Below are 14064 nucleotides of genomic sequence, written 5' to 3' on the forward strand. Positions count from 1 at the left end.
GTCATCAGGCGGCAGCGACAGCGCGCAGGAAGGTTTCGATGCGGTTGCGCAGGTCTTCGGTGCTCTTGGCGGTCTGGCCGGAGTTCTGCAGCACGTCTTCCGCTGTCTGTGCGGTGCGGGTTGCCCCGTCGGCGACGTGATGCATGTTTTCCGTGGCCATACGGGTTCCCTGAGCGGCTTCCTGAACGTTGGCGGAGATTTCCCGCGTCGCCTTGCCCTGCTCGTCCACGGCCCCGGCAATGGCGCCGGTGTAGCCATTCACCTCTTCCATGATGTCGGTGATCTCTTCGATCACGGCAACCGTTTCACGGGTCGAGGCCTGGATGGCGGAGATCTGCGAGGAGATTTCTTCCGTTGCCTTTGAGGTCTGGTTGGCCAGTTCCTTCACTTCCGCGGCGACGACAGCAAAGCCCTTGCCGGCCTCACCGGCGCGGGCCGCCTCGATCGTGGCGTTGAGGGCGAGCAGGTTGGTCTGTTCGGCAATCGCCTGGATAAGGCTGACGACCTCGCCGATCTTCTGAGCGGCAGCGTCAAGGCTGGCGACCTTCTGGTTCGACTGGGCGGCACTGGTGGTGGCTTTGCCGACGATGATGCTGCTCTGGCTGACCTGACGGTTGATCTCGCCGATGGAGGCGGAGAGCTCCTCTGCGGCCGAGGCGACGGTCTGCACATTGGCGGTGGCCTGTTCGGAGGCGGCCGCTGCGCTGCCGGAGGTTTCTTCCGTGCGTGTTGCGATCTGCTTCAGGGCAACAGCTGCCTCATTGAGGCGGCCGGTGTTTTCGGCGACGACACTGAGTGCCTGCTGCGACTCGACCTGGAAATTCTCGATCAGGCGGGCAATCGCCTCCTGGCGCTGATGCTCGCGCAGACGGTCGGCTTCGCTCTGGCTTTCCAACTGCTGCCGGGTAAGGCCATTGTCGCGGAACACGTTGACGGACCGGATCATGTCACCGATTTCATCCTCGCGGCCCGTGCCATCAATCTGCGAGCCGAAGTTGCCGTCGGCGATCTCCAGCATGCGCAGCGACAGGCTGCGCAGCGGGCGGGCGATGGAGCGGGCAACGAGAACGGCGAGCGTCACACAGGCCAGAACCAGCACAGCCATGAGGCCGGCGCTGCTGATGGCCGTGCGCCAGTAGGCCGCGTTGATGTCTTCCAGAAGCACGCCGGAGCCCAGCACCCAATCCCAGGGCTGGAAATAGGAGACATAGCTCACCTTCGGCAGCACCACGTTGTTCGGATCCTTCCAGGAATAGGCGACATAGGCACTGCCCTTCGCCTTCGCCTCCGTCACGAACTCGCGGATGTGCTGCTTGCCATCTCCATCGGTGGAGTTGATCAGGTTCTTGCCTTCATTGTCAGGCTTGGCCGGATGCACGAGGCTGGTGCCGGCAGCGTCATAGACGAAGACATAATCCTTGCCGGAATTATAGAGCATGCCGCGCAGGGCGTTGCGGGCAGCAAGCTGTGCGTCGGATTCGCTCATCTCGCCCTTGGCCGCGCGGGCCTGATAGGTGAGAGCCACATTCTGCGCCGCCTCAACAACACTCTTGATTTCCGTACGCTTGAAGGCGTTCAGGTTTTCGCCAAGTGCATAGAGCTGGTACGCAAAGGCAGCCGCGAAACACAGACTGAACAATCCGACCAGGGCATAGAGTTTGCCGCTGACAGTCTTGGGTGTTCCGAATTTCATTTTTAAAATTCCTCAGATGCAGGGTCCGTCCCAGCGGAACTATGCGGTCTATCGCTTAATAATTCAGAAAAACGCTACGTTAGTTTTATGTATTGCTCTGGTTGCATCTGTCTGCGAATGTGAATCTCCGGATGTGTGGTGGCTGGTGGTTTTCTGGATAAGTCTGCAGCTTTTTGCGCGCGGTGAGAATTTATCCACAGAGCTGCAGCCGATCCGCCGATGCGGGATGGCGGTTTTCTGCCTTTTTTGAAAAACAGGTCATTCGCCGGTTCAGGGGTGCTTGACTTCCGTCCGGGGCCGCCGTACATCGGCACCACTTCGCGGCGCCGGAAGGTTGCTGCGGGGGAAACGAAGCGGGTGTAGCTCAGTTGGTTAGAGTGCCGGCCTGTCACGCCGGAGGTCGCGGGTTCGAGCCCCGTCACTCGCGCCATTCCCTTTCAAAGGGTTTGGCAACCGTTTCGTAAAGTGTGCGGGTGTAGCTCAGTTGGTTAGAGTGCCGGCCTGTCACGCCGGAGGTCGCGGGTTCGAGCCCCGTCACTCGCGCCACTTACGAAACTTGATGAAGCCCCCTTTGCGGGGCTTTTTTCATGTCCGGTAAAAACTTTCCACGTTTATGAAATGCCCGCCCAGCGGGGCAGGGCTGCGGCGGTTGGCCGCGGCGCTGGGGGCTGGCCCGGATGGTGGGCCGGATGGTGGGCTAGGGCGTTTCGGAGGCTCGCAGGGGCTTTCCCAATGCGGTTTGCGCTCTAGCTTGTCTGTAAGAGGATATGCGTAGTGCTCTTCTGCCGTAGCGGAGGCATGGTTTTCCGGTGATGGCGGCGGCAGCTGGCTTCTGCAGGCGATTGCGCTGTCTGCTTTCGGCTCTTGCGTTGCCCATGCGCGTGAGCTAAGCGTGCGCTCGCATGTTGGTAAAATCGGGGCGTTTGACAGGCTCGAGTCGTACTCCTATGAGTGGGGCACGTGCCGGAACCACCGGATCTCCTCCCGATCCGGCCCGCCAAGTGCAAGGACGCGAAAGACATGGAAGATCTGTTGCGGGATTATCTCCCGATTGCCGTCTTCATCGGTATTGCGCTGGTCATTGGCCTGGCGCTGCTGGTGTCGCCGTTTTTGCTGGCCTATTCCAAGCCGGATCCTGAAAAACTGTCGGCCTACGAGTGCGGATTCAACGCCTTTGACGATGCGCGCATGAAGTTTGATGTGCGCTTCTATCTGGTGTCCATCCTGTTCATCATCTTTGATCTGGAAGTGGCTTTCCTCTTCCCCTGGGCGGTTGTGTTCGGGGATCTGGGCTGGCTCGGCTTCTGGTCGATGATGACCTTCCTTGGTGTGCTGACCATCGGCTTTATCTATGAATGGAAGAAGGGGGCTCTGGAATGGGACTGACCACGTCTTCGGGCACGCTGGTCGCACCCGCTCCGAAGGGTGTGATCGATCCGGCCACCGGCAAGCCCGCCGGGGCTTCCGATGCCTTCTTCATGCAGGTCAATGACGAACTGGCCGACAAGGGCTTTCTGGTCACCTCGACCGAGAGCCTCATCCAGTGGGCCCGCACCGGCTCGCTGATGTGGATGACCTTCGGTCTGGCCTGCTGCGCCGTGGAAATGATGCAGATGTCGATGCCGCGCTATGACGCGGAGCGCTTCGGCTTTGCTCCGCGCGCCAGCCCGCGCCAGTCCGACGTGATGATCGTCGCCGGCACGCTGACCAACAAGATGGCGCCCGCGCTTCGCAAGGTCTACGACCAGATGCCGGAGCCGCGCTACGTCATCTCCATGGGCTCCTGCGCCAATGGCGGCGGCTATTATCACTATTCCTATTCGGTGGTGCGCGGTTGCGACCGCATCGTGCCGGTTGACATTTATGTCCCGGGCTGCCCGCCGACGGCAGAGGCGCTGCTTTACGGTGTGCTGATGCTGCAGAAGAAGATCCGTCGCACAGGCACGATCGAACGCTAAGGCCGTCCGGGCACAAGGCCCGGGCAGCACCGTGTAGAATGCAAGGGTGCGGGTTGAGGGATCCGCGCCGTCAGGTCCGGAAGGGTCGGGAACAAAACGATGGACGAGACGCTGAAGGAACTCGGCGAGCATATCGGGCTGGCGCTGAAGGACCGGTTGTTGTCGTGGCAGGTTGCCTATGGCGAGCTGACGCTGACCGTTCCGGCCCAGGACATCATCGATGTGGTGCGTTTCCTGCGTGATGACGCGAGCTGCAAGTTCGTCAATCTGACGGACATTTGCGGTGTGGATTATCCCTTCCGCGACAAGCGCTTCGATGTCGTCTACCACTTCCTGTCGCCGGTGCAGAACCAGCGCATCCGCGTGAAGGTGGCGACCGACGAGGACACGCCGGTTCCGTCGCTGACGCCGGTCTTCCCCGGTGCCGAGTGGTTCGAGCGCGAAGCCTACGACATGTACGGCATTCTCTTCTCCGGCCACCCGGATCTGCGCCGCATCCTGACGGACTACGGCTTCGACGGCCATCCGCTGCGCAAGGACTTCCCCGTAACCGGTTACGTGGAAGTGCGCTATGACGACGACAAGAAGCGCGTCGTCTATGAGCCGGTCCGGCTGACACAGGAATTCCGCAACTTCGACTTTCTCTCGCCCTGGGAAGGCACGGACTACGTGCTTCCCGGCGATGAGAAGGCAACGACGAATTAAGGGCGGGCGGCATGGCTGAGGCTCAGGTTCGCAATTTCAACATCAACTTCGGTCCGCAGCATCCGGCGGCGCACGGCGTGCTGCGCCTTGTGCTGGAACTGGACGGCGAAGTGGTGACGCGCGTTGATCCGCATATCGGCCTGCTGCACCGCGGCACCGAGAAGCTGATCGAGCAGAAGACCTATCTGCAGGCGGTTCCCTATTTCGACCGCCTCGACTACGTGGCGCCGATGAACCAGGAGCATGCCTTTGCCCTGGCGGTGGAGCGTCTGCTCGGCATCACCGTGCCGATGCGCGGGCAGCTGATCCGTGTGCTCTACTCGGAAATCGGCCGCATCCTGTCGCATCTGCTCAATGTGACGACGCAGGCCATGGACGTTGGCGCACTGACGCCGCCGCTCTGGGGCTTCGAGCCGCGTGAAGAGCTGATGGTATTCTATGAGCGGGCCTGCGGCGCGCGCATGCACGCTGCCTTCGTCCGGCCGGGCGGCATCCATCAGGATCTGCCGCGCCAGCTGCTCGATGACATCTGGGACTTCTGCGATCCGTTCCTGCAGACGCTGGACGATATCGACGGGCTTCTCACCGAGAACCGTATCTTCAAGCAGCGTAACGTCGATATCGGCGTTGTGACGCTGGAAGAGGCCTGGGCCTGGGGCTTCTCGGGCGTCATGGTGCGCGGCTCGGGCGCTGCCTGGGATCTGCGCAAGTCGCAGCCCTATGAGTGCTACGGCGATCTCGACTTCGACATTCCGATCGGCAAGAACGGCGACTGCTATGACCGTTATCTCATCCGCATGGAAGAGATGCGCCAGTCGATCCGCATCATGAAGCAGTGCCTTGAGCGCCTGACCAAGGAGACCGGTCCGGTCTCGTCCACCGATGGCAAGATCGTGCCGCCGAAGCGGGGCGAGATGAAGCGGTCGATGGAAGCGCTCATCCACCACTTCAAGCTCTATACGGAAGGCTACCACGTGCCGGCCGGCGAAGTTTACGCCGCCGTGGAAGCGCCGAAGGGTGAGTTCGGCGTCTACCTCGTGGCGGATGGCACCAACAAGCCGTACCGCTGCAAGATCAAGGCGCCGGGTTACAGCCATCTCCAGGCGATGGATTTCCTCTGCCGCGGGCATCAGCTGGCCGACATTTCCGCAGTGCTCGGCTCGCTCGATATCGTGTTCGGGGAGGTCGACCGCTAGGGAATGGATCTGACAAGAGCCCCGATCTGCGTGGACAAGGCCAGCGGCGCCATCTCGGATGCGACGCCGGTGGAGCACGCGGGACTGGTTCTGACACGGATGGCAGCCAAGGCGCTGCGGCCGCTGGACGATCTGGGGTTCTCGCATGCGGCGCGGCTGATCCGCTGCCTGCTGCCAAGCCGCCGCAAGGTGGCTGTCAGGTTCACGCAGGACATGACGTTCTGCTTCCCTTATGGCGACGGCTATTGGGGGCTTCTGCTGGATCCTCGCGATACCTACGAGGAAGAGGTGGAGGCGCTGCTGCTGGCGGTGAAGGATTGTGAGTACGCCTTCATCGATTGCGGTGCCAATTACGGATACTGGTCGCTGAAGGTGACCAGTGAGCGGTTTGGCCGGCACAAGGCGGCCGCAATCGAGCTGGACCCCGCCAGTTTCGCGCTGCTTGAGGCGAATGTGGCGGTGAACGGCGGCAGGGTCACCTGCCTCAACCGGGCGGTGGCCGGACGGGATGACGATGTGCTCCGTTTCTACGGGGCCAAGCATGAGGCGCGATCCGTTGTGCCTCAGGCCGGTGTGGAGCCGAAGGGCGAGGTTCTTTCGGTCACGCTGGACCGCCTCGTGGACGATGGACACATTCCGCAGGAGGGGCCGCTGGTCCTGAAGCTGGATGTGGAGGGCATCGAGATCGAGGCGCTGCGCGGTGGTGTGGCGCTTCTGATGCGCGATGTGCTCGTGATCTACGAGGAGCATGGCAGCGACCGCAGCCATGCCGTTTCGCGCTACTTGCGCGAGGACTGCGGAATGCGGTTGTTCGGCCATGCCGGACACGACTTTTTTGAACTCGGCCCGCTCGGTGAGCTGGACCGTATCAAGACCAACCGGCGCAGAGGTTACGACTTCTTCGCCACACGCAGCCGCTTCTGGCTCGACCGTCTCGAATCCCTCGCAAGAGGGTAGGGGCGCCGGGCAGGACCGGAGTGGCAGCGGCCCACAGGGCACGGAACGGGGAAAAGGACCATGGCGGTTCGCAGACTTGCCGCTGAACAACCTGAAAGCTTTGCTTTCACGGCGGAAAATCTCGCTTGGGCGAAGAAGGTGATCGACCGTTACCCGGCTGGCCGTCAGGCCTCGGCCGTGATCCCGCTTTTGTGGCGCGCACAGGAACAGAACGAAGGCTGGGTGAGCGAGCCGGCGATCCGCTACATCGCGGAAATGCTGGGCATGCCGCACATCCGCGTGCTGGAAGTGGCGACGTTCTACACCATGTTCCAGCTGCAGCCGGTGGGCAAGAAGGCGCACATCCAGGTGTGCGGCACCACGCCCTGCCAGCTGCGCGGCGCGGAAGACCTGATCCGCGTGTGCAAGTCGAAGATCGCCGCTCATGCGCATGATCTGTCGGCTGACGGCAATTTCTCCTGGGAAGAGGTCGAGTGCCTTGGTGCCTGCGTGAACGCGCCCATGGTGCAGATCTTCAAGGACACCTACGAGGATCTGACGCCGGAGAGCCTTGAGAAGCTCATCGACGACATTTCCGCCGGCCGCGAAGTGACGCCTGGCCCGCAGATCGACCGCCGTTTCGGCGCTCCGGAAGGCGGCCCGACGTCGCTGACGGACATTGCCGACGACACGCAGGGCGTTCTTCCCGTACCGCATGTGGTGGATGGCGCAGAGAAGGCTTCGCACGCCTTCGCCGGTCCGTCGATCAACGGTGGCGGCAAGGATTTCAACGGCGTACCGGATTCGGCTGAAGTGTCAGTTGCACGTGTGAAGGCCGAAGTGGCCGCCCGCAAGGCTGCTGAAGCCGCAGCCAAGAACGAGGGGTGAGAGAGGCAAGATGCTGAAGGATCAGGATCGGATCTTCACCAATATCTACGGCTTGCACGACTGGGGCCTTGAGGGCGCCCGCAAGCGTGGCCATTGGGACAACACCAAGGGGCTGATCGAAAAGGGCCGCGACTGGATCATCGAGGAGATGAAGAGTTCGGGTCTGCGCGGGCGCGGTGGCGCCGGCTTCCCGACCGGTCTCAAGTGGTCCTTCATGCCCAAGGCCAGCGACGGCCGTCCGTCCTATCTGGTGGTCAATGCGGACGAGTCCGAGCCGGGCACCTGCAAGGACCGCGAGATCCTGCGCCACGACCCGCACACGCTGGTCGAGGGCTGCCTGATCGCCGGTTTCGCCATGGGCGCCATTGCCGCCTACATCTATGTGCGCGGCGAGTTCATCCGTGAGCGCGAGCGCCTGCAGGCAGCCATCGACCAGGCCTATGACGCCGGGCTGATCGGCAAGAACAACAAGAACGGCTACGACTTCGACATCTATGTCCATCACGGCGCAGGTGCCTATATCTGCGGTGAAGAGACCGCGCTGCTCGAAAGCCTTGAGGGCAAGAAGGGCCAGCCGCGCCTGAAGCCGCCGTTCCCGGCGAACGTCGGCCTCTATGGCTGCCCGACCACCGTGAACAACGTGGAATCGATCGCCGTTTCCCCGACGATCCTGCGCCGTGGCGCGGTCTGGTTCTCCGGTCTCGGCAAGCCGAACAACGCGGGCACGAAGCTGTTCTGCGTCTCCGGCCACGTCAACCGTCCCTGCACGGTCGAGGAGGAGCTGGGCATCCCGTTCAGCGAACTCATCGAGAAGCACTGCGGCGGCATTCGCGGCGGCTGGGACAATCTGCTGGCGGTGATCCCGGGCGGCTCGTCCGTTCCCTGCCTCACCGGCGAGCAGATCAAGGACACGGCCATGGACTTCGACACCCTGCGCGGCCTCGGCTCCGGCCTCGGCACGGCGGCGGTGATCGTCATGGACAAGTCCACCGACATCATCAAGGCGATTGCGCGCCTGAGCTACTTCTACAAGCACGAGAGCTGCGGCCAGTGCACGCCGTGCCGTGAAGGCACCGGCTGGATGTGGCGCGTCATGGAGCGCATGGTCAAGGGCCAGTCCTCGCGTGAGGAAATCGACATGCTGTTCAACGTCACCAAGCAGGTGGAAGGTCACACGATCTGCGCCCTTGGCGATGCGGCTGCATGGCCGATCCAGGGCCTGATCAAGAACTTCCGGCCTGTGATCGAGGCCCGCATTGACGACTACGTGGCCAAGACCAAGGCTCCCAAGGCCCTGGCTGCAGCGGAGTGATGCGATGAAGATCCACCACGAAAAGCATTGCATGGATGTCAAAGGCAGCGATCTTTCCGGATCGTCCTTTGATGTCGTCAATCTCTCCGGGAGCACGTTCGTGAACGTGAACCTGTCTGGTGGATCTTACCGCAACATCAATCTGTCTGGCTGTACATACAGCGACGCAAACCTGTCCGGCGGACGGTATGACGACGTGAATATGGCCGGGTTTCGTATGACCAACGCCAATCTGGCGGGGGCCTCTATCAACGATTGCCGGCTTGATGGGATGACCATCAACGGCATCGAGGTCACAGAACTGCTGGCTGCCTACACCGCAGCACAAGAGGCGAAGTGATGACAAAGCTGATCATCGACGGCAAGGAAGTTGACGTCCCGGCGGATTACACGCTGCTGCAGGCCTGCGAGGAAGCAGGCGCAGAAGTGCCGCGTTTCTGCTACCACGACCGGCTTTCGATTGCCGGCAACTGCCGCATGTGCCTTGTGGAAGTGAAGGGCGGGCCCCCGAAGCCGACCGCCTCCTGCGCCATGGGCGTGCGTGACCTGCGGCCCGGCCCGAACGGCGAGCCGCCGGTGGTGCTGACCAAGAGCCCGATGGTCAAGAAGGCCCGCGAAGGGGTGATGGAGTTCCTGCTCATCAACCACCCGCTGGACTGCCCGATCTGTGACCAGGGCGGTGAGTGCGACCTTCAGGACCAGGCCATGGCCTATGGTGTGGACAGCTCGCGCTTTGCCGAAAACAAGCGCGCTGTCGAGAACAAGCACCTCGGCCCGCTGGTCAAGACCATCATGACCCGCTGCATCCACTGCACGCGCTGCGTCCGTTTCACCACGGAAGTCTGCGGCGTCGCCGACATGGGCTTGATCGGCCGTGGCGAAGATGCGGAGATCACCACCTATCTGGAAGCCGCGCTGTCCTCCGAAATGCAGGGCAACGTGGCCGACCTGTGCCCGGTGGGCGCGCTGACGCACAAGCCTTACGAATTCAATGCCCGTCCCTGGGAACTGGTGAAGACGGAAAGCGTCGACGTCATGGACGCGCTCGGCTCTGCCATCCGCGTCGACACCCGTGGCCGCGAAGTGATGCGCATCATGCCGCGCCTCAATGACGAGGTGAACGAGGAGTGGCTTTCGGACAAGTCCCGCTACATCTGGGACGGCCTGAAGACCCAGCGCCTCGACCGGCCCTACGCCCGCAAGGACGGCAAGCTGGTTCCGGTGAGCTGGAGCGAAGCCTTCCAGATTATTGCGGACAAGGTGAGGGCCACCACCGCTGACAAGATTGGTGCGCTCGCCGGCCAGCTGTCCAGCGTGGAAGAGCTGTTTGCGCTGAAGAGCCTGATGGACAGCCTCGGTGTGAAGAACATCGACAGCCGCTTCCCCGGCTCGCCGCTGCATCCCAAGCATGGCCGCGCCAGCTATCTGTTCAATGCCACGGTTGCCGGGATCGACGAGGCCGATGCCATCGTTCTGATCGGCACCAACCCGCGCCTCGAAGCTCCGGTGCTCAACGCCCGTCTGCGCAAGCGCTGGGTCAAGGGCAATGTCGAGATTTCCGTGATCGGCCAGAACGCCGATCTCACCTATCCGGCCACCTACAAGGGCGCTGGCCCCGACACGCTGGCTTCCCTCATCGACGATGCGTCCTTCCTCGCCGGTGCGAAGAAGCCGCTCATCATCGTCGGTCAGGGCGCGATCAACCGTCCGGACGGGGCTGCTGTTCTGTCGCTGGCGGCCAAGCTCGCCCAGTCACGCGGCGCGGTCCGGGAAGACTGGAACGGCTTCAGCGTCCTGCACACGGAAGCAGCTCAGGTTGGCGCGCTCGACATCGGCTTCGTGCCGGGCGAGGGCGGTCTGTCGACCGGCCAGATCCTGGCTGAAAACAGCCTCGACGTGCTGTTCCTGCTGGGCGTCGACGAGATCGAGATCCCGGCCGGGGCTTTCGTGGTCTATCAGGGCACCCATGGTGACAAGGGCGCGCACCGCGCCGACGTCATCCTGCCGGGCGCTGCCTATACCGAGAAGTCCGGCCTTTACGTGAACCTTGAAGGCCGCGTCCAGCTGGGCGACCGCGCCGGCTTCCCCCCGGGTGAAGCGCGTGAGGACTGGGCCATCCTGCGTGCCCTGTCGGCGGTTCTCGGCAAGGCTCTGCCCTTCGACAGCCTGGCGCAGCTGCGCGCCAAGCTCTTCGAGGCATTCCCGCACATGGCGGCCATCGACACCATCGCAGCCGGCAACCCGGCTGACGTGGAGGCTCTGGCCGGTCTTGGCGGCAAGACCAACTCCGTCGCCTTCACCAACGTGATCAGCGACTTCTATCTGACGAACCCGATCGCCCGCGCGTCGAAGGTCATGGCGGAATGTTCCGCACTGGCCAAGTCGCGCCTGGCGGCGGCAGCGGAATAAGGGGCAGAGGACAACGATGTCGGAGTTTATGACGACCTACGGCTGGCCGTTCCTCTGGATGGCGTTCCAGAGCGTGCTGCTGATGGTGGTGCTCCTCGTGATCATCGCCTACATCCTCTATGCCGACCGCAAGATCTGGGCTGCCGTGCAGATCCGCCGGGGCCCGAACGTGGTTGGCCCCTGGGGGCTGCTGCAGTCCTTTGCCGACCTTCTGAAGTTCGTGCTGAAGGAGCCGGTCATTCCGGCGGGCTCCAACAAGGGCCTGTTCCTGCTGGCGCCGCTCCTCACCGTGCTTCTGGCGCTCAGCGCCTGGGCCGTGGTGCCGGTGGCCGATGGCTGGGTGATTGCCGACATCAACGTGGGCATTCTCTATATCTTCGCCATCTCCTCGCTCGGCGTCTACGGCATCATCATCGGCGGCTGGGCCTCCAACTCGAAGTATCCCTTCCTGTCGGCCCTGCGCTCTGCCGCGCAGATGGTGTCCTATGAAGTCTCCATCGGCCTCGTCATCGTCACCGTCCTGCTCTGCGCCGGTTCGCTGAACCTGACCGAGATCGTCAATTCCCAGAAGACGGGTCTGGCGACGGCCGTTGGTCTGCCCTGGCTGTCGATCCTGAACTGGTACTGGCTGCCGCTGCTGCCGATGTTCGTGGTGTTCTTCATTTCGGCCCTGGCCGAGACGAACCGCCCGCCCTTCGATCTGGCGGAAGCAGAGTCGGAACTCGTGGCCGGTTTCATGGTGGAATATGGCTCCACCCCGTACATGATGTTCATGCTCGGCGAGTATGTGTCGATTGCGCTGATGTGCGCGATGATGACCATCCTGTTCATGGGCGGCTGGCTGCCGCCGGTGGATGCGGCTCCCTTCACCTGGGTGCCGGGCTTCGTCTGGTTCCTGCTGAAGTCGCTGCTCGTCTTCTTCATGTTCGCCATGGTGAAGGCAATGGTCCCACGTTACCGCTACGACCAGCTGATGCGTCTGGGCTGGAAGATCTTCCTGCCGCTGTCGCTGATCATGGTTGTGGTTGTCGCCGGCGTTCTGCAGGTGATGGGCTGGGCCCCGTAAGGCCATGGATATTTCCGTCGCCGGGTTGATTGGCGCAGCCATCGGGTTGTACATCGGCTGGCTCGACTACGGCATCCTGAACGGGCTGCTGTCGGCGATGGTCGAAAAGAACAAGCGCAAGGGCGGCGGATGGGCCGTACGGTTCGAGCCAGTCCTGCGCAAACTGGTTTTCATCCTTCCGGTCACCCTCTTTCCGGTGATCGGGTATCTGGCCGCGTTTCAGCTTGTAGGCTGAGCGGCAGGAAGGCAAAGAGGCTCTGGCGATGGGACTTGATCAGGCCATAAAGTCGCTGTTCTTGAAGGAGTTCGTATCGGCGTTCTTTCTCGCCATGCGGTATTTCTTCAAGCCGAAGCCGACTGTGAACTACCCCTTCGAGAAGGGGCCGGTGAGCCCGCGTTTCCGCGGCGAGCATGCCCTGCGGCGCTATCCCAACGGGGAAGAGCGCTGCATCGCCTGCAAGCTGTGCGAAGCCATCTGCCCGGCGCAGGCAATCACCATCGAGGCCGGCCCGCGCCGCAACGATGGCACCCGCCGCACCACCCGTTATGACATTGACATGGTCAAGTGCATCTACTGCGGCTTCTGCCAGGAAGCCTGCCCGGTGGACGCCATCGTCGAGGGCCCGAACTTCGAGTTCGCCACCGAGACGCGCGAAGAGCTTTACTACTCCAAGGAAAAGCTGCTCGCGAACGGCGACCGGTGGGAGCGGGAAATCGCCCGCAACATCGCAATGGATGCGCCCTACCGCTGAGGCGGCAGGCACAAGAAACAAGACCCCTGGCCGCTGCATGAAGCGGGCAGGGGATGCGCGGAACCGGCCGGCCGGCGGGGGACGCAAGAATGAGCCAAAGGCAAGAGCCCGAGACAGGCAGGTCCTGACATGATCCTGAAAGCCCTCTTCTTCTATCTGTTTGCCGGAGTGACCGTGGCATCTGCCTTCATGGTCATCTCGTCGCGCAATCCGGTGCACTCGGTGCTGTTCCTCATTCTGGCCTTCGTCAATTCGGCTGGTCTGTTCATCCTTCTGGGGGCCGAGTATCTCGCCATGCTGCTGATCGTCGTCTATGTCGGCGCGGTGGCAGTGCTCTTCCTCTTCGTGGTGATGATGCTGGACGTCGACTTCGTCGAGCTGCGGCAGGGCTTCCTGCAGTACATGCCGGTCGGTGCGCTGGTCGGGCTCATCCTGCTGGTCGAACTGCTGATGGGCGTTGGCGCCTGGGTGATCGCGCCGGACCTGCTGGGGCATGGCTCACAGCCGATCCCGCCGCTGGATCAGGTGTCTAACATCGAGGCCATCGGCCAGGTGCTCTACACCAAGTACATCTTCTTCTTCCAGGTTGCCGGGCTTGTGCTGCTGGTGGCGATGATCGGGGCCATCGTCCTGACGCTGCGCCACCGTGAGGGCATCAAGCGCCAGAGCGTTCCGGCTCAGGTTGCGCGCAACAAGGAAACGGCCATCGAGATCCGCAAGGTCGAGCCGGGCAAGGGCATTTGACGCGGGAAACCGCGGTTTTAAACCCGGGTAGGGGCATCTGATGCTCTTCTGCCCGGATCGGGGTAAACGAGGGAGCACTGCGAGGCGCCCATGGAAATCGGTCTGTCGCACTATCTGTCGGTCGCGGCCATCCTGTTCACGATCGGGATCTTCGGGATCTTTCTGAACAGGAAAAACGTGATTGTCATCCTGATGTCGGTGGAGCTGCTGCTCCTCGCCGTCAACATCAACTTTGTCGCCTTCTCCACACACCTGGGCGATCTCATGGGCCAGATTTTCACCATGCTGGTTCTGACCGTGGCGGCCGCCGAGGCTGCCATCGGCCTCGCCATTCTGGTCGTGTTCCACCGCAACCGCGGCTCCATTGCCGTGGAAGACATCAATGCGATGAAGGGGTAACGGACG

General features: G+C 62.4%; 15 protein-coding genes and 2 tRNA genes. 16 read left to right on the forward strand and 1 reads right to left on the reverse strand.

Features of this window, described 5'->3' with window-relative positions; translation table 11 throughout:
- Nucleotides 1-4: 4 nt before the first annotated feature.
- Entirely contained in the window at nt 5-1693 is a 1689-nt protein-coding gene (locus tag AC0CMF_RS01820; protein ID WP_050473198.1) for a methyl-accepting chemotaxis protein, read from the reverse strand.
- A gap of 353 nt (nt 1694-2046) precedes the next feature.
- Here AC0CMF_RS01820 and AC0CMF_RS01825 point away from each other — a divergent pair.
- The 16 genes from AC0CMF_RS01825 to nuoK all read left to right on the forward strand — a co-directional run bounded on the left by AC0CMF_RS01825 (nt 2047) and on the right by nuoK (nt 14058).
- Nucleotides 2047-2123: transfer RNA gene (locus tag AC0CMF_RS01825), tRNA-Asp, on the forward strand.
- 39 nt (nt 2124-2162) lie between these two features.
- A tRNA-Asp gene (locus tag AC0CMF_RS01830) sits at nt 2163-2239 on the forward strand.
- Between the two features lie 474 nt (nt 2240-2713).
- Nucleotides 2714-3079 (forward strand): NADH-quinone oxidoreductase subunit A, encoded by a 366-nt coding sequence (locus AC0CMF_RS01835; protein WP_026355734.1) that lies wholly within the window; start codon nt 2714-2716, stop codon nt 3077-3079.
- Entirely contained in the window at nt 3070-3651 is a 582-nt protein-coding gene (locus AC0CMF_RS01840; RefSeq protein ID WP_050473199.1) for a NuoB/complex I 20 kDa subunit family protein, read from the forward strand. The genes AC0CMF_RS01835 and AC0CMF_RS01840 overlap by 10 nt, the downstream gene beginning before the upstream one ends.
- Nucleotides 3652-3750: 99 nt before the next feature.
- Complete coding sequence (locus AC0CMF_RS01845) at nt 3751-4356, forward strand: NADH-quinone oxidoreductase subunit C (RefSeq protein ID WP_050473200.1); 606 nt, start codon at nt 3751-3753, stop codon at nt 4354-4356.
- An 11-nt stretch (nt 4357-4367) separates the two neighbouring features.
- Complete coding sequence (locus AC0CMF_RS01850; RefSeq protein WP_374629877.1) at nt 4368-5552, forward strand: NADH-quinone oxidoreductase subunit D; 1185 nt, start codon at nt 4368-4370, stop codon at nt 5550-5552.
- A gap of 3 nt (nt 5553-5555) precedes the next feature.
- The gene (locus AC0CMF_RS01855; RefSeq protein ID WP_374629876.1) at nt 5556-6509 is read left to right on the forward strand and encodes an FkbM family methyltransferase; all 954 of its coding nucleotides are present in this window, start codon (nt 5556-5558) and stop codon (nt 6507-6509) included.
- A 60-nt stretch (nt 6510-6569) separates the two neighbouring features.
- The gene (gene nuoE, locus AC0CMF_RS01860; RefSeq protein WP_058899697.1) at nt 6570-7376 is read left to right on the forward strand and encodes an NADH-quinone oxidoreductase subunit NuoE; all 807 of its coding nucleotides are present in this window, start codon (nt 6570-6572) and stop codon (nt 7374-7376) included.
- 10 nt (nt 7377-7386) lie between these two features.
- A complete protein-coding gene (gene nuoF, locus AC0CMF_RS01865; protein WP_050473203.1) occupies nt 7387-8688 on the forward strand; it encodes an NADH-quinone oxidoreductase subunit NuoF in 1302 nt (433 codons plus the stop codon).
- A gap of 4 nt (nt 8689-8692) precedes the next feature.
- Complete coding sequence (locus AC0CMF_RS01870) at nt 8693-9028, forward strand: pentapeptide repeat-containing protein (protein ID WP_374629875.1); 336 nt, start codon at nt 8693-8695, stop codon at nt 9026-9028.
- A complete protein-coding gene (gene nuoG / locus AC0CMF_RS01875; RefSeq protein WP_374629874.1) occupies nt 9028-11097 on the forward strand; it encodes an NADH-quinone oxidoreductase subunit NuoG in 2070 nt (689 codons plus the stop codon). Before AC0CMF_RS01870 ends, nuoG begins: the two co-directional genes overlap by 1 nt.
- 16 nt (nt 11098-11113) lie before the next feature.
- Nucleotides 11114-12163 carry an NADH-quinone oxidoreductase subunit NuoH gene (gene nuoH / locus AC0CMF_RS01880; RefSeq protein ID WP_050473206.1) on the forward strand — a complete coding sequence of 350 codons (1050 nt, stop codon included), beginning with the start codon at nt 11114-11116 and terminating at the stop codon, nt 12161-12163.
- Between the two features lie 4 nt (nt 12164-12167).
- Nucleotides 12168-12398 carry a hypothetical protein gene (locus AC0CMF_RS01885; RefSeq protein WP_019964671.1) on the forward strand — a complete coding sequence of 77 codons (231 nt, stop codon included), beginning with the start codon at nt 12168-12170 and terminating at the stop codon, nt 12396-12398.
- Nucleotides 12399-12426: 28 nt separating this feature from the next.
- Entirely contained in the window at nt 12427-12915 is a 489-nt protein-coding gene (gene nuoI / locus AC0CMF_RS01890; RefSeq protein WP_019964670.1) for an NADH-quinone oxidoreductase subunit NuoI, read from the forward strand.
- Nucleotides 12916-13044: 129 nt separating this feature from the next.
- Complete coding sequence (locus tag AC0CMF_RS01895; protein ID WP_050473207.1) at nt 13045-13659, forward strand: NADH-quinone oxidoreductase subunit J; 615 nt, start codon at nt 13045-13047, stop codon at nt 13657-13659.
- 90 nt (nt 13660-13749) lie between these two features.
- The gene (gene nuoK, locus AC0CMF_RS01900; RefSeq protein ID WP_019964668.1) at nt 13750-14058 is read left to right on the forward strand and encodes an NADH-quinone oxidoreductase subunit NuoK; all 309 of its coding nucleotides are present in this window, start codon (nt 13750-13752) and stop codon (nt 14056-14058) included.
- The last annotated feature ends 6 nt before the right edge of the window (nt 14059-14064 follow it).

The sequence above is a fragment of the Pannonibacter sp. CBAS1226 genome, assembly GCF_055685825.1.